At 67.3% G+C, this 24,229-nt stretch carries 24 protein-coding genes; 9 read left to right on the forward strand and 15 right to left on the reverse strand.

Annotated elements, in window-relative coordinates; translation table 11 throughout:
* Positions 1-16: 16 nt before the first annotated feature.
* Both EOHIBHHM_RS14270 and EOHIBHHM_RS14275 read right to left on the reverse strand, forming a co-directional pair.
* On the reverse strand, positions 17-1,060 hold the full coding sequence (locus EOHIBHHM_RS14270) for a 50S ribosomal protein L10 (RefSeq protein WP_497251693.1): 1,044 nt from the start codon (positions 1,058-1,060) through the stop codon (positions 17-19).
* Entirely contained in the window at positions 1,057-1,698 is a 642-nt protein-coding gene (locus tag EOHIBHHM_RS14275; RefSeq protein WP_497251695.1) for a 50S ribosomal protein L1, read from the reverse strand. The genes EOHIBHHM_RS14270 and EOHIBHHM_RS14275 overlap by 4 nt, the downstream gene beginning before the upstream one ends.
* 220 nt (positions 1,699-1,918) lie before the next feature.
* On the opposite strand from EOHIBHHM_RS14275, the gene EOHIBHHM_RS14280 reads away from it, so the two are divergent.
* Together EOHIBHHM_RS14280 and EOHIBHHM_RS14285 are read left to right on the forward strand one after the other, a co-directional pair.
* Positions 1,919-2,641 carry a hypothetical protein gene (locus EOHIBHHM_RS14280; protein ID WP_497251697.1) on the forward strand — a complete coding sequence of 241 codons (723 nt, stop codon included), beginning with the start codon at positions 1,919-1,921 and terminating at the stop codon, positions 2,639-2,641.
* Between the two features lie 60 nt (positions 2,642-2,701).
* On the forward strand, positions 2,702-3,973 hold the full coding sequence (locus EOHIBHHM_RS14285) for an outer membrane protein assembly factor BamB family protein (protein ID WP_497251699.1): 1,272 nt from the start codon (positions 2,702-2,704) through the stop codon (positions 3,971-3,973).
* Positions 3,974-4,050: 77 nt separating this feature from the next.
* Here the strand turns inward: EOHIBHHM_RS14285 and EOHIBHHM_RS14290 are convergent, their stop codons facing one another.
* Positions 4,051-4,527, reverse strand: a complete 477-nt coding sequence (locus EOHIBHHM_RS14290) for a 50S ribosomal protein L11 (RefSeq protein WP_497251701.1) — start codon at positions 4,525-4,527, stop codon at positions 4,051-4,053.
* Positions 4,528-4,633: 106 nt separating this feature from the next.
* Positions 4,634-5,695: a M20/M25/M40 family metallo-hydrolase gene (locus tag EOHIBHHM_RS14295; RefSeq protein ID WP_497251703.1), complete on the reverse strand. Its 1,062-nt coding sequence runs from the start codon at positions 5,693-5,695 to the stop codon at positions 4,634-4,636.
* A gap of 80 nt (positions 5,696-5,775) precedes the next feature.
* Between EOHIBHHM_RS14295 and EOHIBHHM_RS14300 the strand changes: the two genes are divergently transcribed.
* The 3 genes from EOHIBHHM_RS14300 (at position 5,776) to EOHIBHHM_RS14310 (ending at position 8,643) form a co-directional block, all read left to right on the forward strand.
* Positions 5,776-6,066 carry a hypothetical protein gene (locus tag EOHIBHHM_RS14300; RefSeq protein ID WP_497251705.1) on the forward strand — a complete coding sequence of 97 codons (291 nt, stop codon included), beginning with the start codon at positions 5,776-5,778 and terminating at the stop codon, positions 6,064-6,066.
* Positions 6,067-6,193: 127 nt separating this feature from the next.
* Positions 6,194-8,446: a tRNA(Met) cytidine acetyltransferase TmcA gene (tmcA, locus tag EOHIBHHM_RS14305; RefSeq protein ID WP_497251707.1), complete on the forward strand. Its 2,253-nt coding sequence runs from the start codon at positions 6,194-6,196 to the stop codon at positions 8,444-8,446.
* A gap of 32 nt (positions 8,447-8,478) precedes the next feature.
* Positions 8,479-8,643 carry a DUF8014 family protein gene (locus EOHIBHHM_RS14310; RefSeq protein WP_497251709.1) on the forward strand — a complete coding sequence of 55 codons (165 nt, stop codon included), beginning with the start codon at positions 8,479-8,481 and terminating at the stop codon, positions 8,641-8,643.
* Positions 8,644-8,650: 7 nt separating this feature from the next.
* On the opposite strand, the gene EOHIBHHM_RS14315 is transcribed toward EOHIBHHM_RS14310, so the two are convergent.
* From EOHIBHHM_RS14315 to EOHIBHHM_RS14345, 7 genes are all read right to left on the reverse strand, one after another.
* Positions 8,651-8,983 carry a hypothetical protein gene (locus EOHIBHHM_RS14315; RefSeq protein ID WP_497251711.1) on the reverse strand — a complete coding sequence of 111 codons (333 nt, stop codon included), beginning with the start codon at positions 8,981-8,983 and terminating at the stop codon, positions 8,651-8,653.
* A gap of 94 nt (positions 8,984-9,077) precedes the next feature.
* Positions 9,078-9,812: a GNAT family N-acetyltransferase gene (locus EOHIBHHM_RS14320; RefSeq protein ID WP_497251713.1), complete on the reverse strand. Its 735-nt coding sequence runs from the start codon at positions 9,810-9,812 to the stop codon at positions 9,078-9,080.
* Positions 9,813-9,881: 69 nt separating this feature from the next.
* Positions 9,882-10,325 (reverse strand): DUF8055 family protein, encoded by a 444-nt coding sequence (locus EOHIBHHM_RS14325; protein ID WP_497251715.1) that lies wholly within the window; start codon positions 10,323-10,325, stop codon positions 9,882-9,884.
* Positions 10,322-11,989 carry an FAD-dependent monooxygenase gene (locus EOHIBHHM_RS14330; protein WP_497251717.1) on the reverse strand — a complete coding sequence of 556 codons (1,668 nt, stop codon included), beginning with the start codon at positions 11,987-11,989 and terminating at the stop codon, positions 10,322-10,324. Before EOHIBHHM_RS14330 ends, EOHIBHHM_RS14325 begins: the two co-directional genes overlap by 4 nt.
* A complete protein-coding gene (locus EOHIBHHM_RS14335) occupies positions 11,986-13,665 on the reverse strand; it encodes an electron transfer flavoprotein subunit alpha/FixB family protein (RefSeq protein ID WP_497257012.1) in 1,680 nt (559 codons plus the stop codon). Before EOHIBHHM_RS14335 ends, EOHIBHHM_RS14330 begins: the two co-directional genes overlap by 4 nt.
* A 32-nt stretch (positions 13,666-13,697) precedes the next feature.
* A complete protein-coding gene (locus tag EOHIBHHM_RS14340; protein ID WP_497251719.1) occupies positions 13,698-14,591 on the reverse strand; it encodes an electron transfer flavoprotein subunit beta/FixA family protein in 894 nt (297 codons plus the stop codon).
* Positions 14,592-14,700: 109 nt separating this feature from the next.
* On the reverse strand, positions 14,701-15,879 hold the full coding sequence (locus tag EOHIBHHM_RS14345) for a CopD family protein (RefSeq protein WP_497251721.1): 1,179 nt from the start codon (positions 15,877-15,879) through the stop codon (positions 14,701-14,703).
* Positions 15,880-16,277: 398 nt separating this feature from the next.
* Here EOHIBHHM_RS14345 and EOHIBHHM_RS14350 point away from each other — a divergent pair, with 398 nt between their 5' ends.
* Positions 16,278-17,060 carry a helix-turn-helix transcriptional regulator gene (locus EOHIBHHM_RS14350; RefSeq protein ID WP_497251723.1) on the forward strand — a complete coding sequence of 261 codons (783 nt, stop codon included), beginning with the start codon at positions 16,278-16,280 and terminating at the stop codon, positions 17,058-17,060.
* A 74-nt stretch (positions 17,061-17,134) separates the two neighbouring features.
* On the opposite strand, the gene EOHIBHHM_RS14355 is transcribed toward EOHIBHHM_RS14350, so the two are convergent.
* A complete protein-coding gene (locus tag EOHIBHHM_RS14355; protein ID WP_497251725.1) occupies positions 17,135-17,464 on the reverse strand; it encodes a 4Fe-4S dicluster domain-containing protein in 330 nt (109 codons plus the stop codon).
* A gap of 123 nt (positions 17,465-17,587) precedes the next feature.
* Here EOHIBHHM_RS14355 and EOHIBHHM_RS14360 point away from each other — a divergent pair, with 123 nt between their 5' ends.
* Positions 17,588-18,067, forward strand: a complete 480-nt coding sequence (locus tag EOHIBHHM_RS14360) for a DUF456 domain-containing protein (RefSeq protein WP_497251727.1) — start codon at positions 17,588-17,590, stop codon at positions 18,065-18,067.
* 36 nt (positions 18,068-18,103) lie between these two features.
* Here EOHIBHHM_RS14360 and EOHIBHHM_RS14365 read toward each other — a convergent pair whose 3' ends face one another.
* Entirely contained in the window at positions 18,104-19,819 is a 1,716-nt protein-coding gene (locus tag EOHIBHHM_RS14365) for a glutamate--tRNA ligase (RefSeq protein WP_497251729.1), read from the reverse strand.
* Positions 19,820-20,163: 344 nt separating this feature from the next.
* Between EOHIBHHM_RS14365 and EOHIBHHM_RS14370 the strand changes: the two genes are divergently transcribed.
* Positions 20,164-20,391 carry a hypothetical protein gene (locus EOHIBHHM_RS14370; protein ID WP_497251731.1) on the forward strand — a complete coding sequence of 76 codons (228 nt, stop codon included), beginning with the start codon at positions 20,164-20,166 and terminating at the stop codon, positions 20,389-20,391.
* A gap of 318 nt (positions 20,392-20,709) precedes the next feature.
* Here EOHIBHHM_RS14370 and EOHIBHHM_RS14375 read toward each other — a convergent pair whose 3' ends face one another.
* Both EOHIBHHM_RS14375 and EOHIBHHM_RS14380 read right to left on the reverse strand, forming a co-directional pair.
* The gene (locus tag EOHIBHHM_RS14375) at positions 20,710-22,977 is read right to left on the reverse strand and encodes a CDC48 family AAA ATPase (RefSeq protein WP_497251733.1); all 2,268 of its coding nucleotides are present in this window, start codon (positions 22,975-22,977) and stop codon (positions 20,710-20,712) included.
* Positions 22,974-23,222 carry a DUF7127 family protein gene (locus tag EOHIBHHM_RS14380; protein WP_497251735.1) on the reverse strand — a complete coding sequence of 83 codons (249 nt, stop codon included), beginning with the start codon at positions 23,220-23,222 and terminating at the stop codon, positions 22,974-22,976. Before EOHIBHHM_RS14380 ends, EOHIBHHM_RS14375 begins: the two co-directional genes overlap by 4 nt.
* A gap of 157 nt (positions 23,223-23,379) precedes the next feature.
* Between EOHIBHHM_RS14380 and EOHIBHHM_RS14385 the strand changes: the two genes are divergently transcribed.
* Positions 23,380-24,159 (forward strand): alpha/beta fold hydrolase, encoded by a 780-nt coding sequence (locus EOHIBHHM_RS14385; protein WP_497251737.1) that lies wholly within the window; start codon positions 23,380-23,382, stop codon positions 24,157-24,159.
* Positions 24,160-24,229: the final 70 nt, after the last annotated feature.

Consider the following 24,229-nt stretch of genomic DNA (forward strand, 5'->3'; position numbering starts at 1 on the left):
CCTAAGTTCCTCGTAGTTAGCCGAACATCATACCGAGACCGTCGCCGCCGTCGTCGTCTTCGTCGTCGTCGGCGTCGGCGTCAGCGTCCTCGGTGTCGGCTTCTGCATCTTCTTCTTCGTCAGCCTGTGCGTCTTCTTCCTCGGCGGGTTCGGCGGGCGCCGCTGCGCCGCGCAGTTCCTCCGGGAGTGCCTCCTCGTCGTCGATCTGCGCGGCGAGCGCGCGGAGCTGCGCGTCGGCGCGGGCGACGAGATCCGGCATGAGCTCTTCGTTCTCGATGGCGGCGTGGAGGCCGAGTGCTTTGGCCTCGCCGGCGGCCTTCGAGAGGAGCGTGGGCGCGGTCTGCGTCGTCGGGTAGACGGCGTTGACCGAGAGGTTGGTCGCTGCCGAAACCGCCGACTGGATGTCCGCGCGGTACTCGTCGACGTCGATGGCGAGCTCTTCGGGTGCGAAGAGGACGCCCTCGGAGTACACGCTCTTGAGGTCGAGACCGACCTCCTTCGGCTCGATGCCGAGTTCGCTCAGGACGTTCGCCAGGTCCTCGCTGACGACTTCGCCCTCGCTGAGCACCGTCGAGTCCTCGGTGACCTGAATCGAACCGTCCATGATGCGCGCGCTCGCGCCGACCTGCTGGAGTTCACCCACGAAGGGACCCGGGTCGACGCCCGTGTCACCCTCGGGGATGACGATGTCGTTCGGCGCGACCTCGCCCGCGTTGATGGGGGCGGGGGTCTTCGACTCCTCGAGCTGTTTGTACAGCCCGAAGGGGTTGTCGTTCGTGCCGATGAGCGCGACCTGTCCCGCGACGAACTCGGTGAGGTCTTCGACGCCTTCGTCGACCTGCTCGAGTGCGCGGACCACGAGCGTGTTCCGGCTCATGCGGACGGCTGCCTTACCGTGCAGGCCGCGACGCATGTTCTGGAGCTGCTTGCTCGGGATACCGGCCACACCGACGACGCCGACAGAGGAGTAGTTCTCGATGAAGTCGACGAGTTCGTCGACCTCATCCTGTTTCCACTGCGGGATCGTCTCGGTGCGTCGGACGGACTCGCTCTCGCTCATGCTTCGACCTCCACGGAGGGACCCATCGTCGTCTTCACGTAGATCGTGTCGATGTTGAGGGGACCCTTCTCGAGGTTCGCTTCGAGACGTCGGATGATGACGTCGATGTTGTCGGCGATCTCGTCGGCCGACATGTCCTGGGCGCCGACGCGCGTGTGGAACGTGCGACGGTCCCGCGAGCGAAGCTGGACGGTGTTCTTCATACGGTTCACCACTTCGACCACGTCGTCCTCGGGCTGGAGCGGCGTCGGCATCTTGCCGCGCGGACCCAGCACCGTACCGAGGTAGCGACCGATGTTCTGCATCATGCTGGCCTCTGCGACGAAGAAGTCGGTCTCGTCGGCGAGGTCCTTGGCAGCATCGGTGTCGTCGCCCAGCTCTTCGAGTTCGTCGGGACTGAGAACTCGGTCGGCGACGTCTTCTGCTCGGAGCGCGGTTTCGCCGGTCGCGAACACCACAATCTGGGTGTCTTGGCCGGTGCCGGCCGGAAGAACCACGCCCTCGTCGATACGCTTCGACGGGTCGTTAAGGTCGAGGTCGCGCAGGTTGATCGCGAGGTCGACCGTTTCGCGGAAGTTCCGCTCGGGTGCCTCGTCGAGTGCGCGAGAGACTGCTTGTACTATTGTGTCGTCTGCCATTATTCACCTCCGTAGTACGCAGGAGTGCTCCTACGGGTCAGTGAAACAGGCGATGCCTGTCTCGTTTCGACGCACGGTCATCTCGAACTTAAACCCGTCGAAGCAGATACGTCCGAAGACGCCGCTGTGGGTGTGAATTCGTCGCGTACGACGGGGTCACACCGACGACCGTTCGATACCGGCCACCACTCACTTGGCCGCACTCGCGGTAACACTCGGTATGGTGTCGGCGCCGCTGGTCTTCGCCGTCGGACTCGCACTCGTCCACCTGTTCGTCCCCTCGCTCCGTCCGACAGCGCTGGTCTCGACCCGGCAGTGGCTCTCGTTCGCCGGCGGCGTCTCCGCCGCGTACGTCTTCGTCCACCTCCTCCCCGCACTCCGAGCGGGCCAACGGACGCTCGCCGACGTCGGTCCCGTCGAGTCGTTTCTCGATCACCACGCCTACCTCGTCGCACTCGCCGGCTTCGTCGTCTTCTACGGACTCGAGAACCTCGCACAGCGATCGGCCGGCGACGATGGCGACGGGACGAACGCCGAGACGAACCGCGTCTTCCGCCTCCACGTCGGGACGTTCAGCGTCTACAGCGGGCTCGTCGGCTATCTGCTCGTCCACCGCATCGACGAGGGGTTCCGGAGCGTCGCCGTCTTCGCGCTCGCGATGGCGCTGCACTTCTTCGTCGTCGACGCGGGGTTCCGTCGTCACCACGCGGACGCCTACCACCGACGCGGCCGGTGGGTACTCGCGCTCGCCGTCGTCTGCGGGTGGGGCGTGGCGCAGCTGTTCGCTCTCGCCGAGCCGTCGCTGGCCGTCCTCGAGGCGTTCCTCGCGGGCGGGATCGTCCTCAACGTCACCAAAGAGGAGATTCCGGCGGAACGGCGGAGCGCCTTCCCGTCGTTCGTCGTCGGCACGGTCGGCTACGCGGCACTGCTGCTCGGTGCGTGAGCGCCGTGGTCGAACGATCGACACAACCCCTATTACCCGTCAGCGTGCATCCCCGAGGAGATGAGCGGTCCCCACAGCAGACGGTCGTTCCTCCGCGCGGCGGCGCTCGGCGGCAGCCTCGGTCTCGCCGGCTGTGCCGGCCGACTCGCCGACGCCCGGCGACTGCTCCCCCGCCGCGGACCGGGGACGCCGACCGGGGCGGGTGCGGCGGACAGAGCGCCCGCCGACGCCGAGGCGTTCACCACCTTCCGCGGCGGGCTGAAGCGACAGGGCTACTACCCCGAGGCGACGGTTCCCACCGACGTCCGGACCGCATGGCGCATCCCCGAGATCAACGTCGGCGACCACACCGCGGCGAAGGCCAGCGTCGTCCGCGACCCCGACGGCAACTACCTCGTCCCCGGCGACTCCGGGCAGGTGCGCTCCGTCGCCGTCGACGGAGCGGTGAACTGGGTCGCCGACACGGAGTCGAGCACGCGCGGCATCCACGGCACGCCGACCGTCGCCAACGGCCTCGTCTACGTCGGCGCGTACGACGGCGCGCTCTACGCGTTCGACGTCGCCACCGGCGAGCGAGTCTGGCGGACCCGACTCGGCGGCTCCATCGGTTCCAGCCCCGCCTACCACGACGGCGTCGTCTACATCGCCGTCGAACACCCCGCCCCGGACGGTTCGATGGCCGGCTGTGACGCGCTCACCGGCGAAGTCGTCTGGACCGACGACACGCCGACCGACCACCCCCACTCCATCCTCGCCATCGACCGCGAGGCGGGTCGACTCGTCGTCGGGTCCAACGACGGCAACCTCTACGGCTGGTCCTACCCGGCGCTCGAACACGTCTGGACGTTCGAGACCGACGGTGCCATCAAGGGTCCCATCGCCACCGACGACGGCAGCGCGTTCTTCGGGTCGTGGGACCACTCGGTCTACCGCGTCGGCCTCGAGAGCGGCGCGGAGCAGTGGGCGTTCGAGACCGACGACATGGTGATGGGCGGGGCCTCGGTCGACACCGACGACGGAACCGTCTACATCGGCGGCCACGACGGCCGACTGCGGGCGCTCGACGCCGCCACCGGCGAGGAGCGCTGGAACTTCGCGACCGGCGGCTACGTCGTCGGCTGTCCGACCGTCACGCGCGAACACGTGCTCGTCGGGTCGTACGACACGAACTGCTACGCGCTTCGGAAGGGAGACGGCGAGCGCGTCTGGGACGTCTCCGCCGACGGCTGGGTCAGCAGCACGCCGCACGTCGACGACGACGGCGTCGTGTTCACCAGTCGGGCGACCGAGGAGACGTCCGGGAAGGCGATCCGACTGGTCGGGACGGAGTGAGAGGAGAGGGTAGCGGTCGACGAACTGCGCCGTCGCTGTCGCTCACCGGGGAGAAACGTAAGACGAAGAGAGGTCGCTTACTCGCCGAGGACGTCGTCGTACTCGCCGTCGTCGACGCGCTTCTTGAACTCGCGGGCGTCGTTGCCTTCGATGGTGACACCGAGAGAGGCACACGTGCCGGCGACTTCCTTCGCGGCGTTCTTCGTGTCGTAGGCGAGGAGGTCGGAGCTCTTCTGTTCTGCGACCTTCTTCACCTGTTCGATGCTCATGTCGGCGACGAAGTCCTTCTGGGGCTCGCCGCTACCGGTCTCGAATCCGGCCTCGTCCTTGACGAGCGCGGCCGTCGGCGGGACACCGACCTCGATGGTGAACGAGCCGTCGTCGTCGTACTCGACCGTGACGGGAACCTCCATCCCGTCGAACGCGGCGGTCTGCTCGTTGATCTCGTTGACGACGTCCTGCACGTTCACGGGCGTCGGTCCGAGCTCCGGACCGAGGGGCGGGCCGGGGTTGGCCTTCCCGCCGGGAACGAGTGCTTCGATAGTTCCAGCCATGTCTGGACAGACCCTTCGGCGACTTTTAACGGTTTTCTTTCGGTCCAGTAGCTGTGTGAGCGAGTTACAGACGCGTTCGTCGTGGAGACGTGGAGGCGGTCGAGCTTCAGACGTCGACCGCGAACGAGTCGACGTCGGCGGCGTCCCGCGCCATCGCACCGAGCAGGTCGGCGAGCGCGACGAGGTCGTCGGTGTCGACGACCTCCACCGGCGTGTGCATGTAGCGGTTCGGCAGGCCGACGTTCAGCGACGGGATCCCGCCGCGACTGGTGAAGAAGGCGTCGGCGTCGGTCCCCGTTCGGACGCCCGTCGCCTGCAACTGCACGTCGATCCCCTCGTCCGCGGCGGCCGACCGCGCGAGGTCGACGAGTTTCGGGTGGTTCGCGCTCCCGCGGGCGATCACCGGGCCGTCGCCGAGTTCGACCGGTCCTCGTCGCTCCGACTCGATGTCGGGGTTGTCGGTCGCGTGCGTGACGTCGACGGCGACGACCGCGTCGGGGTCGAGGTCGAAGCCGACCATCTTCGCCCCCTGCAGGCCGTTCTCCTCTTGGACCGTCGAGACGGCGTAGACGGTCGCGTCCACGTCGGCCTCGACCGCCCGGCGGAACCCCTCTGCGGCCGCCCACGTCCCGATGCGGTTGTCCATCCCCCGGGCGGCGAGTCGCGTCCCCGCGAGTCGCCGAACCTGCGTGGTGACGGTGACAGGGTCGCCCACCTCGACCAGTTCGCGCGCCTCGGCCTCGCTGTCGGCACCGACGTCGACGAACTGCTCTTGGACGTCGTCGTACTCCTCCTCGCCGACGTCGCGGAGGTGGATCGCCGTCTGTCCGACGACGCCCGGTACGGTCTCCTCGCCGTGGACGGTCACGTGCTGGCCCTTCGAGACGGTCCGGTCGACGCCGCCGATGGGGCCGAGTCGGAGGAAGCCGTCCTCGGTGACGTCGCGGACGATGTAGCCGATCTCGTCGGCGTGGCCCGCGAAGACGAGGTCGGGGCCGTCGCCGCTGCCCTCGTGGACCGCGACGGCGTTGCCGTAGGCGTCGGTGGTGACCTCGTCGGCGAACTCCGAGACGTACTCGACCCAGACGCGCTGTCCGGCGGCCTCGAATCCGGAGGGACTCGGCGTCGTCAGCAGCGATTCCAGGAAGTCGCGTCGTGTGTCATCCATACCCGTCCTCGCCGGCGGAAGCGCAAGAAGGCGACGATGCGGGGACAACGAATAAGCCGCTGGTTGGCGTACTGACGAGTATGACCGAGAAGAAGTTCACGTTCCTCGAAATACGACTCGGCGACGGAGACGTCCAGTTCGGCCCGAAGTCCATCAGTACGGGCGGACGCAGCGAGACCGGCGAGGAGAGCGACGAGTCGGAGACGGAGTCCGAGCACGACGCAGAGACGACCGACTCCTCCGGCGGGGCGCGACTCCTGCCCGTCGTACTCGGACTGTTCCTCCTGGTCGTCGTCGCCCTCGCCGCGAAGAAGTTCGCCTTCACCGCGAGCGAAGATCTGGAGGACCTCGAAGAGTTAGACGAGGTCTGAGCAGGGGACGCGACCCCGAGCGCAGGACGTGGGGCCCCGAGCGCAGGGCGTAGCCCGAATGCGAGACGTGGGCCGCGAGCGACCCGAGAGAGAAACCGCAATACGCCCCCGCCGACAACCGGAGGGTATGACTGTCAGCGCCCTCGCCGGGCGACTCCGCGCGGAGGCCGAACGGGCGAACGAGCGTCGACTGCTCGTCCTCGCCGGCGACCGCGACGCCGGCATCGACGCCGCCTACGACGCCGTCGAGGGGGCGGGCTACCCCGACGAGGGCGTCACCGTCGTCACGACCGCGGAAGGGTTCCGGTTCGAACGCCTCCACCCGAAACACGCCGACAGACTGCTCGGGACGACCCGCGACTGCGTCGTCCTCGACGCCCACGGGGAGTTCTCGCCGAACGCCATCGGGCGGACCGTCGGCGCCGTCGACGGCGGCGGTCTGCTCGTCCTCCTCACGCCGCCGCTGGACGAGTGGCCGACGAGACGCGGCGGCTTCGACGAGTATCTCGCCGTCCCGCCGTTCACTGTGGACGACGTGACCGGCCGGTTCAGGAAGCGACTCGTCGACACGCTCCGCGAGCATCCGGGCGTCGCCGTCGTCGACCTCGCGAGCGGGACCGTCGAACGCGACGGCCTCACCGACGCACCATCCGCAGAACCGCGACGCGACCCGCCGGTGCCGACGGACGCGCAGTTCCCCCGCCGGGCCTACGAGTCGTGTCTCACGACCGATCAGACGCGGGCCGTCCGGTCGCTGGAACTGCTCCGAGAGTCGGGCCACGCCGTCGTCGTCGAGGCCGACAGGGGGCGAGGGAAGTCGAGCGCCGCCGGTCTCGCGGCGGGAAGTCTCGCCGCCGAGGGGCGGGACGTGCTCGTCACCGCACCGGGGGGTCGCAACGCGGCGGAGGTGTTCGTCCGCGCGCGCACGTTGCTCGCAGAACTCGGCGCGCTCGCCGGCGAGACAGAAGACGAGGAGGGCCGCGAGCGACACCTCCGAACGATCGAGGGCGGCCACGTCCGCTTCGCCGACCCGCCGACGGCCGCGACGCTCCCCGGCGACCCGGACGTCGTCGTCGTCGACGAGGCCGCCGCGCTCCCCGTTCGCTTGCTCTCGCAGTTCGTGTCGGCCCCCTCTGTCGGCTTCTTCACGACGATCCACGGTTACGAGGGCGCGGGCCGCGGGTTCTCCGTCCGGTTCCGCGACCGACTCGCCGAGAGCGACAGCGTCGTCCGCGACGTCCACCTCGACGACCCCATCCGATACGCCCGCAACGACCCCGTCGAGACGTGGGCGTTCCGGGCGCTCCTGCTCGACGCCCGTCCCGCCGTCGACCCGCTCGTCGAAGACGCGACCGTCGACGACGTCGAGTACCGCGCCGTCTCCCCGGACGACCTCGTCGCCGACGAACACCTGCTCAACGAGGCGTTCGGCCTGCTCGTGCTCGCACACTACCGGACCGAACCGACCGATCTCGCCCGCCTGCTCGACGCGCCGAACCTGTCGCTGCGGGTGCTGCTCCACGACGGACACGTCGTCTCGGTCGCACTGCTCGCTCGCGAGGGAGGGCTCGACGCCGAGACGCGCCGCGAGATGTACGACGGCGGGCGGGTACGCGGCAACATGCTCCCCGACGTGCTCACCAGCCAACTCCGCGACGAGGACGCCGCCGTCCCGGTCGGCTACCGCGTCATGCGCATCGCGACGCACCACGCCGTCCGCTCGCAGGGACTCGGGTCGCGGCTCCTGCGCGAGATCCGCGAGGAGGTCGGAGACGACGTCGACTGGCTGGGCGTCGGCTACGGGGCGACCCCCGAGTTGCTGGACTTCTGGGACCGCAACGGCTACCGGACGGTCCATCTCTCGACCACCAGAAACGCCACCAGCGGCGAGTACTCGGCGATCATGCTCGATCCGACGAACGAGGCCGGGCGAGCGTTGCAGGAGCGCCACACCGACTGGTTCCTCCGGCGCGTCGAAGGCGTGCTCGCGGACTCGCTGGACGACGTCGAACCCGACGTCGCCCGCGCCGCAGTTCGGGCGACCCACGGTACGCCGCCGCTCGACCTCTCGGAGCGCGACTGGCGGGTCGTCGCCGGCGCGTCCTACGGGCCGGGGCTCTACGGCACCGCGCCGCGGGCGTTCCGCGACCTCGCGGTTCGGCATCTCGCCGACCCCGAGCGAGCGGGGCTGACGGCCCGAGAGGAGCGCCTGCTCGTCCGGAAGGTGCTGCAGTGTCGGCCGTGGGACGCCGTCGCCGACGAACTCGACTACCACTCGACCGGCCAGTGCATGCGGTCGCTCGGCGACGCCTACAAACCGCTCGTCGACGCCTACGGGAGCGACGTCGCACACGCCGAGCGCGAGCGGTACACGGAGTAGCAGTCAAGAGCCGGCGCGTGCTACGTCGAGACATGGACGAGTGCAGCGAGGACGGCTGTGCGAACCCCGCCGCCGTGCGCCTCTACATCCCCTGGGACGCCGACAGAGACGTCTGTACGGCACACGGACGGGCGTTAGTGCAGCAGGACGGCGTCGTCGCCGAACCGCTGGAGGGGGCGGACGCGGACTGGCGCTGAGAGCGGTTCAGAGGCCGGCGGCGACGATGGCAACGAGGAGCCCACCGACGCCGACGAGTCCGACTGCGCCGCAGATTCGCATCGCCCGGAGGTAGCCGACGCGGTGGCGGTCGAACGTCTCCGTCGCGACGCCGAGGCTCGCGACGGCGACGCCGGCGAACATCGCTGTGACGGCGAGCGTGAACGTCGACCCGAACGGGTCGGCGAGGAGTGCGGAGAGCGTCCGAGAGGTGACGATGTAGTTCCAGTAGCTACCCAACGAGAACAACGAGAAAACCAGGAGACCGCCAGCGACGACACGTCTCGCGACTGCTCGCGGGGAGGTGGAGGGCTGATCCATAGTTCCAGATCACCGTTCTCTCGTATAAAACCAGTCGCCACAGCCGGCCGTCACCGTCGCTCGCGCTCGTGAAAGAACGAGAGGATTCGACGGTTCACCGCAGGTCGACGGCCATCATCACTTCGTCGACGTAGTGGCCGTTGATCTTGTAGTGGTCTTTGCGGACGGCCTCGGTCTCCCACCCGCGGGTCTCGAGGAACTCGATGGCCTCCTCGTTGGTCGCCGGGACGCTGTTGTAGAGCTTCTCGAACCCGTGCTCGCGCGCCCACTCGGTGCCGCGTTCGAGCAGTTTGCTCCCGATGCCGTGGCCGCGGTGTTCCGGTCGGAGTCCCACCGTCAGCACGGCGGTGTGGCTCAGTTTCTCGGCCTCGGGGAGGTCGAGGTGGACCCACCCGACCACGTCGTCCTCGACGGTGGCGACGAAGAACATCCGCGAGCCGACCTCGTTGTGCCGGAGGATCACCTCTTCGTGGTCGACGACGTCGGCGACCGTCTCGGCCTCGATGTACGTCCCCTCGGCGGCCACCTCGGTGATGGCGTCGACGAGTCGGTCGCGGTCGATCTCCTGGGGCAGTCGGATGGTGAACTCGACGCCGTCGACCTCGTAGACCTGAGCCTCCTCGTCCTCGTAGGCGACCTGTACCTTGTCGCCGACCTTGCGGATGTAGCCGTCGCGTCGGAGGATGGTGAGGTGTGTCCCGAGCGCACCCGGGTCGAGACGGAGCGAACGTCGTATCTCGTCCTCGCGGACGGTGCCGTTGCTCTCGATGTAGTCGTAGATGTCTTTGCGGTCTTTGTGGTCGAAACTGAGACTCTCCGTTATATCCATGTCACCTGTTACCACGTTCCGGTACTTAATTGTTGTTCGTGATACTTAAAAAACGGACCGTCCGACGAATCAGCTTCGTCGCGGTGGGACGCAGGTCAACAGCTGCGCCGTATCGCGGACGTCGTGCGTCTTGAGCAGGATCTCGGCCGCCTCTCGGATCGAGAAGGAGGCGTCGAGGTCGACGCCGTAACAGCGTGCGTACAGCGACAGCCAGTCGTTCAGCGCCCGGTGGAGCAGTCGGAGCTCCTCGCCGGAGAACTCGACGTCCCAGGCGGCGCTGTGGGCCTCAACGTAGAGTGCGACCACCGGACCGACGCCGTCGCGAGCACACCGGAGCGCCCGCTTGTCGGCCTCGGTGGCAGCCTCCCCCTCGCCGCTCGGGTCGGTCCGCTCGGGCGGCTCGAACGTCTCGCGGGCCTCCCGGGCCTCGGCGGCGAGGTCGCGGATGCGGTCGACGTAGCCGGAGTGGCGGGTTCCGTCGTCACCGCGGGTCGTGTCGGCCACCGTCCTCACCCCTGTTTGAACTCGACGCCCTTCCCGCCGCGCGGGTGGGTCCACTCGGTGTCGGCGACGATGGCGCAGGTGCCGCACTCGACGCAGGGCTGGGTGTCGAGGCTGACGACGCGTTCCTCGCTCCCGTTGGTCCGGATCGTCTCCTCGCGGTAACAGCCGCCGCCGTAGTCCATCGCGCTCACCGGACAGGCCGTGACGGCCGCGCCGCTGGCCTCGAAGGAGTTGTCGCGCAGCGTGATGTGCGGGTTGCCGATGTCGGTGTCGTAGGTCAGGTCGCCGATGCGCTCCTCCAGGCTCGGCGGCTGGACGGTGTTCTCGTCGGTCACCGGCGTCCCCAGCTCCTCGGCGATGACCGTCGGGAGCGTCACGTACGGCGTCCGGGTGTCCGGCACCAGCATCGACAGCGACGAGGCGTTGTAGAGCCGTTCCAACTGCCCGCCGAACGCGCGGACCCCGAGTCGGCCCAGCGACGACTCCAGCACCCGGTCGGTGACGTTCGTCACGGACTCGCGTTCGCCGACGGCGCTCACGGCGTCGTAGCCGCGCGGGCGGAGTTTCTTCATCACCCCCTCGGTGCGGAGTTTCTGCGCGTACAGTTCGCCCGCCGACTCGGGGCTGTTGCGCGCCTTCGCCTCGGCGAACGCCTCGGCGGCGAGCGCACCGGCGGTGACGGCGTGGTTCATCCCCTTGATGATGGGCCCCTGTGCCTGCATCTGGCCGGCGGCGTCGCCGACGACGACGAGACGGTCCGCGTGCGGTTCGCGCAACGCGACCTTCTTCGAGTCGGGGACGAGTTTCGCCGAGTACTCCAGTTCGGTGTACTCGTCACCCAGCCACTCCGCGAGCAGCGGATGGGTCAAGAGGGCGTCGAGCAACTCGTGCGGTTCGGCCTGCTCGGCGACGAGGCTGTCGAGGTGGAACACCGTTCCGATCGACAGCGAATCCTGATTGGTGTAGAGGAACCCACCGCCGCGGACGTCCTGGAAGAGGTCGCCCGAGAACAGGTGGGCGACGCCCTCGCCCTCGCCGACGCCGAACCGCTCGGTGATGACGTCGCCGGGGACGTCGACGACGGCCTTCACGCCCTGGAACCACTCCTCCGGTTCCTCCCAGTCCATCAGCCCGGCGTCGCGGGCGAGTTCGGAGTTGACGCCGTCGGCGGCGACGACGATATCCGCTCGGATGGGGTCGAGTTCGTCACAGGTGACGCCGACGATGCGGCCGTTCTCTCGCAGGAGTCCGTCGACGTGGACGTCGGTCAGGAGACCGCCGCCCGTCTCGCGGGTCTTCTCGTGGACCCGCTCGGCCAGCCACGAGTCCATCTTCCGTCGGAGGACGGCGTCGGACCACTCGGTGTCGTCCTCGTGGAGGTCGGTCAGGTCGAACGTCTTGACGTGCTCGCCGGCGACGTTGTGGAGGTAGTACTCCGTGATGGGGCGCTCCGAGGCTTCCTCGCGGAAGTCGGGGAATAGGTCGTCGATCGTGTAGGGAGCGGACTCCTCGGCGTAGATGAGCCCGCCGGAGACGTTCTTCGATCCGGCGTCGACGCCGCGTTCGAGGACGAGCGTCTCGACGCCGTAGTTCGCGAGCGTCGCCGCCGCGGCCGCCCCGCCCGGTCCCGCGCCGACGACGACGGCCTCGTAGTGTTCGTAGTCGTCGCTCATTCGCCACCACCTCCGTCGGTCGCGGCCGCGCCGTCGCCGGCCGGCTTCGCACCGGCCAGTTCGAGGTCGAGTTCGCCGTTCTTCAGCGCCTTCGTCAACTGGGGCAGCACCTCGAAGAGGTCGCCCTCGACGAAGTAGTCGGAGAAGTCTCTGATTCTCGCCTCGGGGTCGGTGTTGACGGCGACGATGACGTCGGACTCGTCCATCCCGACCTTGTGCTGCACCGCACCCGAGATGCCCGCGGCGATGTAGAGTTTCGGCGCGACGACCTGTCCGGTCTCGCCGATCTGTCGCTCCTCGTGGGTGTACTGTTCGACGTGGCCGTCAAACTGGTAGGAGCCGGTGACGATCCCTCTGGAGACGCCGACCTCGGCGTCCTCGAAGGCGTCGGCGAGTTCGAGCGCGAGTTCCATCCCTCTCGTCGGGTCGTCGCCGATGCCGCGGCCGACGGCGACGACGACGTCGTGGCCCGTCAGGTCGATCCCCTCGTCCAACTGGTCGTAGTCGGTGACGGATACCTGGAACCAGTCGTCGTCGAGGTCGGCCTCGTGGCGGACGACCTCGCCCTCGCGGTCGGGGTCGGGGTCCGGAATCTCGAAGCTCCCCGGGATGACGGAGCCACCCTGCGGGTGGAACTCGCGTCGCGGGTTGTCGAGACAGAGGATCGTCGAGTACTCGAACCCCGAGAAGTCGGGGCGCTTCATGTGGAGCACGCGCTCGAACGTCTTCTTCTCGCCCGCGACGCCGGTCTTGACGGGGTTCGAGATCACCGTGTCCTCGATGTAGAGCCCCGAACAGTCGCTGGCGAGCCCCGAGTCGAGTTCGGCCTGCACCTGCGCCGAGAGGTCCCGTCCGTTGTTCGTCGCCGGGAAGAGCACGTAGCGCGGCTTGTCGTAGTCCCGCCAGTCCTCGTCGCGGCCGCCGGAGACCTCGCCACCCTCGTGACTCGCCCCGGCGCGGGCCATGTCACAGAAGATTTCGCAGTACGGCGTGTGCTGGAACCGGTCTAACCGGTCGTCCTCGTGGACGACGACCACGTCCGCGCCGTAGGCGATCACGTCGTCGGTGTGTTTCGCGACGTCGTCGCCGACGAGCACCGCGACGACCCGCTCCTCGGCGTCGTAGTCGTCGTTGTACTCGTCCATCAGCTCGCGGGCCTTCCCGAGCATCTCCTTCGAGACGTCGATCAACTCGCCCGCCTGCGTCTCGCAGTAGACCCACATGTCGCGGTAGACGCCGTCCTGCAGTGCGCGGACGTGACGCTTGTCGGCGGTCGGATGCGAGAGGTCCGGATGTTTCTCCTCCGGCGGGAGGTCCTCCTCGAGATCGGCCTCCTCGCTCTCCTCCTCGCTGCCGGCGACGGAGTCGATGCGACTCTCGATCAGCCCCTTGACGCTCCCACGGTCCTGTCCGGCCTCCTCGCGTTCGAGCAGCGAGCGCAGTTCGTCGACGTCCTCGATGGACTGGACCGCGTTGCCGACGTCCGCGGTCGACATGTCGTCGAGGTTCAGCGCGTCGGTGTCGACGTCCTCCTCCTCTGCTTCGTACTTCTCGATGCGACTCTCGATGAGCGAGATCGCTCCCGGCCGGTTCTGTCCCTCCTTCTCCCTGTCGAGGATAGCTTTCAGCGCGACGACGTCCTCGACGTCCTTGATCGCCGGGCCGAGTTCGGCCATCTCGTAGTCGTTCGGGTCGAGCTCCGACACGGTCAGTCACCTCCCTCCGTCGCGTCGGCAGTCCCACCGTCGGTCGCAGCGCCGGTGGCGAGCGGTTCCATCTCCTCTAACACCGCTGTCATCCCCTCTCTGTCGCCGGGGTCGACCATCGTCGCCTCGCGCTCGGCGGGCGCCTTCGGGATGGGGTCGACCGAGGAGACGATGGTGGGCGACCCGTCGAGGCCGATGTAGTCTGGGTCGACGTTGATGTCGCTGTGGTCCCAGACCGTCAGGTGGTCCTCGAAGTTCTCGGCGCGTGCTCTCGTCTCCGCGCGGAGGTCTTTCAGCGTGAGTCGGTGAGCCGCCGACCGATAGCTGGGCGCGAACTCGGGGTCGACGACGATGAACGCCGGCAGCGACGTCTCGACCGTCTCCATCTCCTCGATGTCTCCTTCGACGAGCCGTTTCGCACGTACCGTCTCCGCCTCCTCGTCGACGTCAAGCGAGACGACGTGCGTCACGAGGGGCATGTCCAGACACCAGCAGGTCTGCGGGCCAGTGTGGCCCGTCTCGCCGTCGGCCGTCTTGAACCCCGCGAACACGAGATCCGGCATCCCCATCTTCTCGATGGCCGCGCTGAGCGTGATGGCCGTCGCCCAGGTGTCGGCGGCCGCCATCTCCCGGTCGGAGACGAGATACAGGTCGTCGGCGTACACCGACTCCATCCCCTCGCGGAGGACGTCTTTGTACCCCGGCGGTCCCATGCTCGTCAGCGAGACGGTCCCCCCGTGTCGGACGCGTGTCTGGAAGGCCGCCTGAAGCGCGAATCGGTCGTTCGGGTTCATCACCGTCGGCGTCTTCCCGCGTTCGAGGTGGCCGTTCTCGTCGAACGAGACCTGTCCCTCGCGGAAGTCGGGGACGCCTTTCGTGAGGACAACTGTGTGCATTGGTATCTTCCGTCAGGTAGTACACACACGTTCGTAATAATCATCTAGTATGATTCTACAGAAACAGATCGGTCGCTACGGGGGAGCGAGAAGCGGAGAGGAGTCGCGGTCAGCGGCGGTGCGCGCCGAACTCGCCGAGTTCGTAGCCCAGTGCCAGCGACCCGACGATGGCGACCGCGATCGCTCCGAGTTGGAGCATCTCGGCGAACCACGTGCTCAGCGGTTGGATCAGCGGACTGAAGAACAGGACGTTGCTCGCCGCCGACCCGGCGGCGGTGAGGAACACCTGTCTCGGGGTGACGTCGACGACCGTGTAGGACGGCTGGAAGACGGCGGTGAGCACCACCGAGGCCAGCAGCGCGACCACGAGCACCGCCAGTTCGACGCGAACCGCGGTGACGAACGACCGCACCGCGTCGCGCGCCCGGAACCGGCGGTCGAGGACGAGCAGTCCCGGTAGCGCCCCTCGAGCGCGACGGTCGTCAGTCCCCTGGATCAGTCCGTGCAGGACGAGTCGGTTGAACCCGCCGAGGCCCGCTGCCCCGAGGACGAGACCGACCTTGGCGACGACCACGAGCCCGTACGGCGTCGTGAGGAGCGCGTCGACGCTCGGCACGTGCCAGCTGGTGATGAGGATCCCCGTGACGAACGCGATCGTCACGCCCGCGACCGCCAGCAGCGAGAACCGGCGGATGAACGCCGCGACGATCGCATCGAGGTCGGCGTCGCTCTCCTCGGGGAAGAACGACGAGAGCCTCGCCATGACGAACAGCCCGCCGACCCACAGCGCGGCGCCAGTCATGTGGACCCACTTCACGAAGACGGCTAACTCGCGGCTCGAGACGGCCGTCGAGTAGCGCGTCCAGCAGAACACCGCGAGCATGGTGAGCGACCCGACCGTCACCGTCGCGAGCCACCGTCGCTGCGTCACCCACTTCGTCTCTCGCGCCACGGCGATCGTGAGCGCGACGAGACCGAGACCGAGCGTCGCCTGGACGAGCCACATCGTCCCGAGTTCGGTGCCGAGCGCCGCGGAGACGAACGTGCCGGTGTCGACGCTGGCGACGGACGGCTCCCACTTGAGTGCGGTCAGTGTCGTCGCCGAGACGACCGCGGCGACGAGCGACGGACCGACGAACAGGAGCGCGATCCGGCGGACGGTCGTCGTCTCGACCCCCCGTCGCCGGAGTACGGGCAACACTGCCGCCAACAGTGTCGGCGGGACCCCGACGAGAATCATGAGCGCAGTCACCAGGAGCGCCCGAAACGCTGGTTCGAGCGGCGTCACAGCTCCATCTCCGCACAGCACCCGAGACAGCCCACCAGAGAAGAGAGCCGCACTTCGGTCTCACCGTCCGTTCGTTGCTTCGAGAGTCGATTCGTGCCCGGTAGAGAACGAGCTATCACAGACATCGGGAGGTGCTCTCTACGCCTTCCTCGTCACTTTACCCGTGGACACACTCTCCCGAGTCGGAGACTGCGCTCGCGAGTCGAAACGTCGGTATCGACCGTGGCCGCTCTCGTCGATTCGGAGACGGCTCGGAGTCGTCACTTCCGTTCGAGCTGTAACACACGTTTCGGGTTCCGCGACGCATACAATTGTCCAACTGTTATTTTGTTTTTGTGGACAGTAGTGTAATCTAATCTGACATACTTATCAGTTGAGAGGACGAACCGTCGGTGAGTATGGGGAGTGGATTCGACGCAGACGCCGTCAGTGACGTGGTCTCACAGCGGGCAGACGTACTCGCGTGCCTCGTAGACGGCCCGAAGCACAACAGAGACCTCCAGGACGAACTCGGCGTCTCGCGGTCGACGGCCTACAAGGCGCTCCGTGAACTGGAAGAACACTCCCTCGTCGAGCGGACGGACGACGGGTTCGAGCTGACGCTCACCGGGCGGCTGGCGTTCGACCAACACGCCCGGTACACCGACGCCATCGAAGTGCTCTGCGTCCCCGGGTCGCTACTGACGGTGCTCCCGTCGGACGCGATCGACTCGCTCGCCGTCCTCCGCGGCGCGGACGTCGTCTTCGCCGAACGACACGCGCCGAACCTCCCCGTGAACACCATCGAGGACGTCGTTCGCGAGGCCACGACCCTCCGAGGGATGTCTCCGGTGTTGCTCCCACTCTACGTCGATCTCTTCCACGAGTGTATCGTCGACGACGATCTCGACGCGAACCTCCTCCTCGAGACGCCCGTCGTCGAACACCTCTTCGACCAGTATCGCACGGCGGCGGTCGAGGTCGTCGAGACGGGAGACGTTCGTCTCTGGAACACCGACGCGACGCTCCCGTTCGGGCTCGTCGTCGTCGACGAACCCGACCCGATGGTGGCCCTCATCGTCTACGACGACAGCGGCGGACTGCGTGGTGTCATCACGAATTCGACGGCGTCGGCCGTCGCGTGGGGGAGAAGCGTCTGGGAACGGTATCGGTCGGACGCCCGAGCGATCACTCTCGAGTAGAACTCATCGGAGACGGCCGAGACGCCGAGCGACGAGACACCGCCTCCAAGCGAGCGACGGCGCGGCGCTGCGACTCAGAGACGACCCGCGCGGCCCGGGTCGACGTCGATTGCGTCGACCGGACAGACGTCGACACAGAGCATACAGTCGATACACTGGTCTTCGTGTGTCGGTTCGGCCTTGATCTCGCTCTCGGGGTGGTCGGGCGAGTCGACCCACGTGAACACGTCGACCGGGCAGTCTTCGAGACACGCGCCGTCGGCGAGACAGATGTCGAAGTCGACGGCGACGTGCGTGCCGTGGATGCCTAACTGCTCCGGCGGGTCGACCGGTCCCCAGACGGCGACGCCGTTCTCCTCGCCGACTTTCTCGCGGTTCTGCTCGAAGTTCGGGTCGATTGCCATGACTGTGTATAACACAGACGACACACTTAACCCTTGCAGCTATCCCACCGACGTTTCGGCCGTCGTCGACGATACGCCGGCGACGAACGTCGCCTACTTGTCCGTCCGGGCGTTCGCTTCACTATGGAACTGCTCTCACTCGTCGCACTGGCGCTTCTCGTCGTCGGCGTCGTCGGAAGCGTCGTCCCACTCCTCCCGGGCGCGCTCTGCTCGCTCGTCGGCGTCTATCTCTACTGGTGGGTGAGCGGATACACCGTGCCCGGCCCGATCGTCCTCGTCGGACTGACGCTCCTCGGTCTCGTCGCGCTCGTCGTCGACTACTTCTCCGGCCCCATCGCGGCCCGTGCGGGCGGCGCGTCGCTGACGACGACGGCCGTCGCCGCCGTCGTCGGCTTCGCCCTGTTCTTCGTCGCGGGTCCGTTCGGCATCCTCCTCGGCATCGCGGGGACCGTCTTCGCCGTCGAGTTCGTCCGCAACGACGACGTCGACGCCAGCCTCCGGACGGCCGCCTACGCGACGGTGGGCGTGCTCGCCTCGTCGGCGGTGCAGGTGGTGCTGACGGCGGCGATGCTCGCGGTGATGCTCGTCGTGGTGTTTCTGTAGTCCCGACGGAGAGCGAAACAGGAGAGCGAAGCGACGCTACTTGTGGGTCCAGTAGACGACCGATTCGTCCCCTTTCTGCTCGTCGACGCGCGCGAATCCGATCCGCTCGAACTGGACGACCTCGTCGACCTCGGCGTCGGCGAAGTCGGGTTCGGCCTCGCCCGTAACGTCGCCCTCGGCGGTGCGCATCGTCACCGAGACGGTGTCGTCGGCGGGCACCCAGTGGATCACGTCGACGCCCTCCTCGCGGACGGCGTTGATGTCGTCGCCGGTGTACTCGAAGGCATCTCTCGTGTGGCGGACACAGCCGTAGCCTTTGAGCCAGACGCGCTCGCCGTTGGCAGGGACGTCTTTCGGCTCGACGCGGACCGCGCCGGGGACGGGGATGTGGCGGCGACCGCGCTCCTCGTGGTCGGGGTGCAGCGGCGGTTCGCCGGCCTCCGGCCCGCCGACGACGGCCTTCTCGACGCCGTCGCGGACGAGGAAGTAGCGGTCGGCCGCGTCGTCGACGATGTCGCGGTTGTTGGCGTAGACGGTCGACATCGCCAGATCGACGCCGCTGGTGGACATACCGAGCCCGACCATCGCGTCGACGATGGCCTCCCCGTGGATGCCGCGGCGGCGGAGACTCTGGATGGTCGGTGCGCGCGGGTCGTCCCAGCCGTCGAGTTCGCCGTCTTCGATGAGCTGTTTGATGGTCGACGTCGACATCTTGACGTCGTACTCGTCGACCTGGACGTGTCCCCAGTGCAGCACTTCGGGGTACTCCCAGCCGAAGTAGTCGTAGACGAACTGCTGGCGCTTCGCGGAGTCCTGCAGGTCGATGCCGCGGATGATGTGAGTGACGTCCGTCAGATGGTCGTCGACGCCGGACTGGAAGTCGAGCATCGGCCACGCGCGGTAGTCTTCGGCCTCCTCGCGCGGGTGGGGCGTGTCGACCATCCGGAAGGCGACCCAGTCGCGCAGCGCGGGGTTCTTGTGCTCGATGTCGGTCTTGACGCGGAGCACCATCTCGCCGGAGGCGTAGTCGCCGTCGACCATCGACTCGAACTCGTCGAGGACGGTCTCGACGTCCTTGTCGCGGTGCGGGCAGGGCTCGCCGCTGTTCTTCAGCTCCGAGAACGTCTCGCCCTCACAGGAGCAGGTGTACGCCCCGCCCATCTCGACGAGGTCGCGAGCGTGGTCGTAGTAGGTCTCGACGCGGTCGGAGGCCTTCATCACCTCGTCCGGCTCGAAGCCGAGATACTCGATGTCCTCGAGGATGGCGTCGTACGCAGAGAGATCCGGTCGCTTCGTCTCGGGGTCGGTGTCGTCGAAGCGGACGATGAACGAGCCGTCGTACATCTCCTCGTACGTCCCGATGACCGCGGGCATCCGAGCGTGGCCGATGTGCCACGGGCCGTTCGGATTCGGCGCGACGCGCATCCGAATCTCGTCGTACTCCTCGGCGTTCGGCAGGTCCGGCAGGAGCTGGTCGTCCTCCTCGTCCTCCGAGTCGAGCTCCTCCAACTCTTCGGGGGCGAGTTCGCCGAGGCGCTCGCGCTTCTCCTCGGTGGTCATCCCGTTGACGTCGCCGACGACGCCGCCGACGACGCCGGGGATCTCGTCGCCGTGGGGACGGAAGTCGGGGTTCTCGCCCATCAGCGGCCCCATGATGGCACCGACGTCGGCGTCGCTGTCGTGTTTGAGCGCGTTGAACAGGGCGTGTTTCTCCGCCTCTGCGCGCACCTTCGCTCGTAAGTCGTCGTCCATGGAGGTCAGGTTCCGTCCGCCGGGTAAAAACGAGTGGGGATTGGCAGTCGCTGCGCGGTGTCGGGCCGGTATGAGTGAGGTGAAGTGGTTGGTCGCCGCGCGATACGGTCTTCGGGTGGTGGGTGTGCTCGAATCGTTGCGTGTGCTCCGTTCAGGTCGGTTCGTCGGTCGCCGCGCGATGCAGGTTCGTGTTCCGTTCAGCGGGTGGTCGTGTAGCGATACGGCCGTCGTCTGTGTTGTCTTACCGTGATACACGCTATCACCCACCACCAAATAAATCTTTTGTCCGCTCGTCGAACAATCGCATAGAAAGACACATGTCGCCGACGATACGTCTCTCGCGCATGGACACCCGCAAAATCGAGACTCTCCTGACGCTCCAGACGATGTTGCTCGCGTTGGGCGTCGCCGTCTACGCCGAGTCGGCGAGATACTACGGCGACTTCGAGTTGCTCGCGTTTCTCTTGCCCGTCGCCGTGCTCGTTGGTGGCTCTCTCTTCGTCGGCTATCGTGGATTCGAGTACGTCGTGGCGTGGTTGACGAGCGACCTCAGAAAGTTGGAGAGCGACTGAGCGGCGACAGCCCGTTCCCCGAGGGAGGGTCGACGTCGCCGGCTACGTGGACGCGCTCGTCGGGTTGCTGTTCGTCGTCGACTCCGGCCTCCGACTGCTCGACGGTGGTTGACTGTAGAAGTTCTTGGCTCGTTCTCGCCCTGCTGTGGCTCAGATCCTCGAATTTGTGAGCACAAAGCGTCGGCAACGATGGCCGAACTAGTCGAGTCGTACCGCGAGCGAGGGCGTAGCCCGAGCCTCGCGGAGTTTTTTTAGTGGAGGTTTTTTAGCGGGGTTGAGCGCGCCGAAGGCGCGCGAACCCCCCGCTAAAAAAACGTCCTATTGGAACGTCCGACCGTACTCGCCGTCGTCCTTCTCGACCTCACTCTTCTTGAAGCGCTCTTCGATCTCCTCGTAGCGCTGGCGGGTCTCGTCGGTGACGCTCGGTTGGACCTGGTCGAGCGCCTCCTCGAAGTGGTCCATCGTCACGCGGACGTTGCCGATGGAGTCGACGACCTCCTCGCGGTCGACGCTGCGGATGAACTCCCGGGAGGCGACCATCGCGGCCTCGCGGGCGAGCGCCTCGAGGTCGGCACCGACGTAGCCCTCGGTCCGACGCGCCAGTCTGTCGAGGTCGACGGAGTCGGCCAGCGGTTTGTGCTGGGTGTGGACCTCCAGGATCTTCCGGCGGGCCTCCTCGTCCGGCACGGGGACGTGGACGTGTCGGTCGAGTCGACCGGGACGCAGGAGCGCCGAGTCGATGAGGTCCGGCCGGTTCGTCGTCGCGATGACGACGACGTCCTCCAGCGCTTCGAGGCCGTCGAGTTCGGTCAGCAGCTGCGAGACGACGCGCTCGCTGACGCCGGAGTCGCCGGTGTTGCGGCCGCGCTCGGTCGCGATGGAGTCGATCTCGTCGAAGAACACCACCGTCGGCGCGTTCTCGCGGGCCTTCTTGAACACTTCGCGGACGCCCTTCTCGGACTCGCCGACGAACTTGTTCAGCAGTTCGGGCCCCTTGATGGAGATGAAGTTGGACTCGGCCTCGTTGGCGACCGCTTTGGCGAGGAGCGTCTTCCCCGTCCCCGGCGGCCCGTAGAGGAGCACGCCCTTCGCGGCCTCCATGTCCATCTGCTGGAACACCTCGGGGTACTCCAGCGGCCACTGGATCGTCTCGCGGAGGCGTTCCTTGGTGTCTTCGAGGCCGCCGACGTCCTCCCAGGTGACGTCCGGCACCTCGACGAACACCTCGCGGAGCGCCGAGGGTTCGATCCCCTTCAGCGCCTCCTTGAAGTCCTCTTCGGTGACCTGCAGGTTCTCGAGCACCTCGGCGTCGATCTCGTCGGCCTCGAGGTCGAGCTGCGGGCGGATGCGCCGCAGGGCGGTCATCGCGCTCTCCTTGGCGAGCGACTCGAGGTCCGCACCGACGAACCCGTGGGTGTTGTCGGCGTACACGTCGAGGTCGATCTCCTCGACGAGCGGCATGTTCCGCGTGTGGACCTGCAGGATCTCCTTGCGGCCGTCGCGGTCCGGCACGCCGATCTCGATCTCGCGGTCGAAGCGGCCGCCACGGCGGAGCGCGGGGTCGATGGCGTCGACGCGGTTGGTCGCGCCGATGACGACGACCTGTCCGCGCTCTTCGAGTCCGTCCATCAGGCTCAGCAGCTGGGCCACGACGCGGCGTTCGACGTCGCCGCCGGCCTCCTCGCGCTTGGCGGCGATGGAGTCGAGCTCGTCCATGAAGACGATCGCCGGCGAGTTCTCGGTCGCCTCCTCGAACACCTCTCGGAGCTGTTCTTCGGACTCGCCGTAGTACTTCGACATGATCTCCGGCCCCGAGATGGTGTGGAACGAGGCGTCGATCTCGTTGGCGACGGCCTTCGCGATTAGCGTCTTCCCCGTCCCCGGCGGGCCGTGCAGCAACACGCCCTTCGGCGGTTCGATGCCGAGGCGCTTGAACAGCTCCGGATGCCGCATCGGCAGCTCGATCATCTCGCGGACCTGTTCGAGCTCTCGATCGAGGCCACCGATGTCTTCGTAGGTGACGTCGGGTCCGTCGCCGCCGCCGCCGGCAGCCCCGGTCGCCTCACGGATCTGTTCGGCGGGCTTCTCGCTGATGGTGATCTCCGTGGAGTCGTTGATGACGACCGTCCCGCCGGGCGAGGTCTTGGCGATCTTCAGCGGGACCGACTGCCCCTGGCTGGCGATGAAGCCGAACCCGAACGGGATCTGGACCGACTGCCCCTTCGTGACGGGTTGTCCCGAGAGTTTGTCACGGATGTGCGGGCCGATGTTACCGCTGATGCGGAGGTTCTGCGGGAGCGCGATGGTGACCTCGTCGGCGGGCTTGACGTCCGCCTTCTCGACGTCGACCTTGTCGTCGATGCCGACGTTCGCCTGCTGGCGCAGTCGGCCGTCGATGCGGACGACGCCCGTCCCGTCGTCCTCCGGGTAGCCCGGCCAGACGCGCGCGATGGCGGTGCCCTCGTTGCCCTCGATACGGATGAAGTCGCCACCCGAGAGCTCCATCTCCTTGGCGGCGAGACGGTCGATGGCGGCGAGTCCGCGACCTGCGTCCTTCTGTTTGAGCGGTTTGACAGTGAGCTTCATTTTGCACCAGTGATAGTGACGACGCCGTTTTTCATAAACACTTCCGCGTCGGCGGTCGGCAGTTCGAACTCGGTCTCGAACGTCCGGTCGCCCGTGTCGACGACGATGATCGCCGTCTGACCGACGACGTCGACGTCGACGCTCTCGTCGGACACGCGGAGGTCGGCCGCGACGACCCAGCGGTCGTCGTAGTCGTACCGGCGGAGGAAGCGGTCGTCACGACCTTCGAATAGTTGTTGACTCATGTGGAATCCTAACCACAAGTTAGCTTTCGAAGTATTTGAACCTTTCCCCGGCGAATCGAGAGACGGCAGAGGGTTGGGTGGGAGCGACTCGAATTGCGGTTCCGCCCCGGTCGTCGACCCCTGCGACTTTAAGCGCTGGCACTCGAACGCACGACACATGGAGACGGTCACACATCACGGGCGGACGACCGCCTACCGGCGGTGGTTCCGCGGCGACGCGGCCGAGGCGGGGTCGACAGTCCTCTTCGTCCACGGCAGCGGTGGCTCACGCGGCGTCTGGAAGGCACAGTCGCGGCTCGGGGGCGACCGCCCCGTGGTCGCCCTCGACCTGAGCGGTCACGGCGAGAGCGACGACATCGACGCCGACCCCGGCGGCGAGACGCTCGCGGCGTACGTCGACGACGTCGTCGCGGTCGCCCGGGAGACCGACGCGCGGGTCCTCGTCGGCAACTCTCTCGGCGGTGCGGTCGCCATGACGCTCGCGCTCGAACGCGACCTTCCGCTGGAGGGACTCGTGCTCACGGGGACGGGGGCGAAACTCAGCGTCCTCGAAGATCTGCTCGTCTGGCTGGAGGAGGATTTCGAGCGGGCCGTCGAGTTCCTCCACGAACCCGACCACCTGTTTCACGACGCCGACGAGCGTTCCGTCGAACTCTCGAAGGAGGCGATGCACGAGGCGGGGCAGGCGGTGACGAGCCGCGACTTCCAGACCTGCCACCAGTTCGACGTTCGGGGCGACCTCGGAGCGATCGACGTCCCGACCCTGGCCGTCGTCGGCGAACACGACCGGCTGACGCCGCGACGCTACCACGACTACCTCGCCGAACACATCCCCGACTGCGACGTCGCCGTCGTCGACGACGCCGCCCACCTGGCGATGCTCGAACGGCCCGCGGCGTTCAACGACGCCGTCGGCGAGTTCCTCGCGTCGCTCTGAGCGCGAGAAGGGGGGCGACAGAACAGCGCGAACGGCTCTCGTCGTCGACGTGCAGTCAGCGCCCGTGAGT

This window comes from Halogranum roseipondis (assembly GCF_059695585.1).

Coding starts and splice junctions, on each gene's coding strand:
- EOHIBHHM_RS14340 (WP_497251719.1), bottom strand. CDS start 14,591: ATGCACACAGTTGTCCTCACGAAAGGCGTCCCCGACTTCCGCGAGGGA.
- EOHIBHHM_RS14365 (WP_497251729.1), bottom strand. CDS start 19,819: ATGGACGACGACTTACGAGCGAAGGTGCGCGCAGAGGCGGAGAAACAC.
- EOHIBHHM_RS14335 (WP_497257012.1), bottom strand. CDS start 13,665: ATGGCCGAACTCGGCCCGGCGATCAAGGACGTCGAGGACGTCGTCGCG.
- EOHIBHHM_RS14360 (WP_497251727.1), top strand. CDS start 17,588: ATGGAACTGCTCTCACTCGTCGCACTGGCGCTTCTCGTCGTCGGCGTC.
- EOHIBHHM_RS14320 (WP_497251713.1), bottom strand. CDS start 9,812: ATGGATATAACGGAGAGTCTCAGTTTCGACCACAAAGACCGCAAAGAC.
- EOHIBHHM_RS14370 (WP_497251731.1), top strand. CDS start 20,164: ATGGACACCCGCAAAATCGAGACTCTCCTGACGCTCCAGACGATGTTG.
- EOHIBHHM_RS14270 (WP_497251693.1), bottom strand. CDS start 1,060: ATGAGCGAGAGCGAGTCCGTCCGACGCACCGAGACGATCCCGCAGTGG.
- EOHIBHHM_RS14355 (WP_497251725.1), bottom strand. CDS start 17,464: ATGGCAATCGACCCGAACTTCGAGCAGAACCGCGAGAAAGTCGGCGAG.
- tmcA (WP_497251707.1), top strand. CDS start 6,194: ATGACTGTCAGCGCCCTCGCCGGGCGACTCCGCGCGGAGGCCGAACGG.
- EOHIBHHM_RS14295 (WP_497251703.1), bottom strand. CDS start 5,695: ATGGATGACACACGACGCGACTTCCTGGAATCGCTGCTGACGACGCCG.
- EOHIBHHM_RS14290 (WP_497251701.1), bottom strand. CDS start 4,527: ATGGCTGGAACTATCGAAGCACTCGTTCCCGGCGGGAAGGCCAACCCC.
- EOHIBHHM_RS14280 (WP_497251697.1), top strand. CDS start 1,919: ATGGTGTCGGCGCCGCTGGTCTTCGCCGTCGGACTCGCACTCGTCCAC.
- EOHIBHHM_RS14350 (WP_497251723.1), top strand. CDS start 16,278: ATGGGGAGTGGATTCGACGCAGACGCCGTCAGTGACGTGGTCTCACAG.
- EOHIBHHM_RS14275 (WP_497251695.1), bottom strand. CDS start 1,698: ATGGCAGACGACACAATAGTACAAGCAGTCTCTCGCGCACTCGACGAG.
- EOHIBHHM_RS14310 (WP_497251709.1), top strand. CDS start 8,479: ATGGACGAGTGCAGCGAGGACGGCTGTGCGAACCCCGCCGCCGTGCGC.
- EOHIBHHM_RS14285 (WP_497251699.1), top strand. CDS start 2,702: ATGAGCGGTCCCCACAGCAGACGGTCGTTCCTCCGCGCGGCGGCGCTC.
- EOHIBHHM_RS14330 (WP_497251717.1), bottom strand. CDS start 11,989: ATGAGCGACGACTACGAACACTACGAGGCCGTCGTCGTCGGCGCGGGA.
- EOHIBHHM_RS14300 (WP_497251705.1), top strand. CDS start 5,776: ATGACCGAGAAGAAGTTCACGTTCCTCGAAATACGACTCGGCGACGGA.
- EOHIBHHM_RS14380 (WP_497251735.1), bottom strand. CDS start 23,222: ATGAGTCAACAACTATTCGAAGGTCGTGACGACCGCTTCCTCCGCCGG.
- EOHIBHHM_RS14315 (WP_497251711.1), bottom strand. CDS start 8,983: ATGGATCAGCCCTCCACCTCCCCGCGAGCAGTCGCGAGACGTGTCGTC.
- EOHIBHHM_RS14385 (WP_497251737.1), top strand. CDS start 23,380: ATGGAGACGGTCACACATCACGGGCGGACGACCGCCTACCGGCGGTGG.
- EOHIBHHM_RS14375 (WP_497251733.1), bottom strand. CDS start 22,977: ATGAAGCTCACTGTCAAACCGCTCAAACAGAAGGACGCAGGTCGCGGA.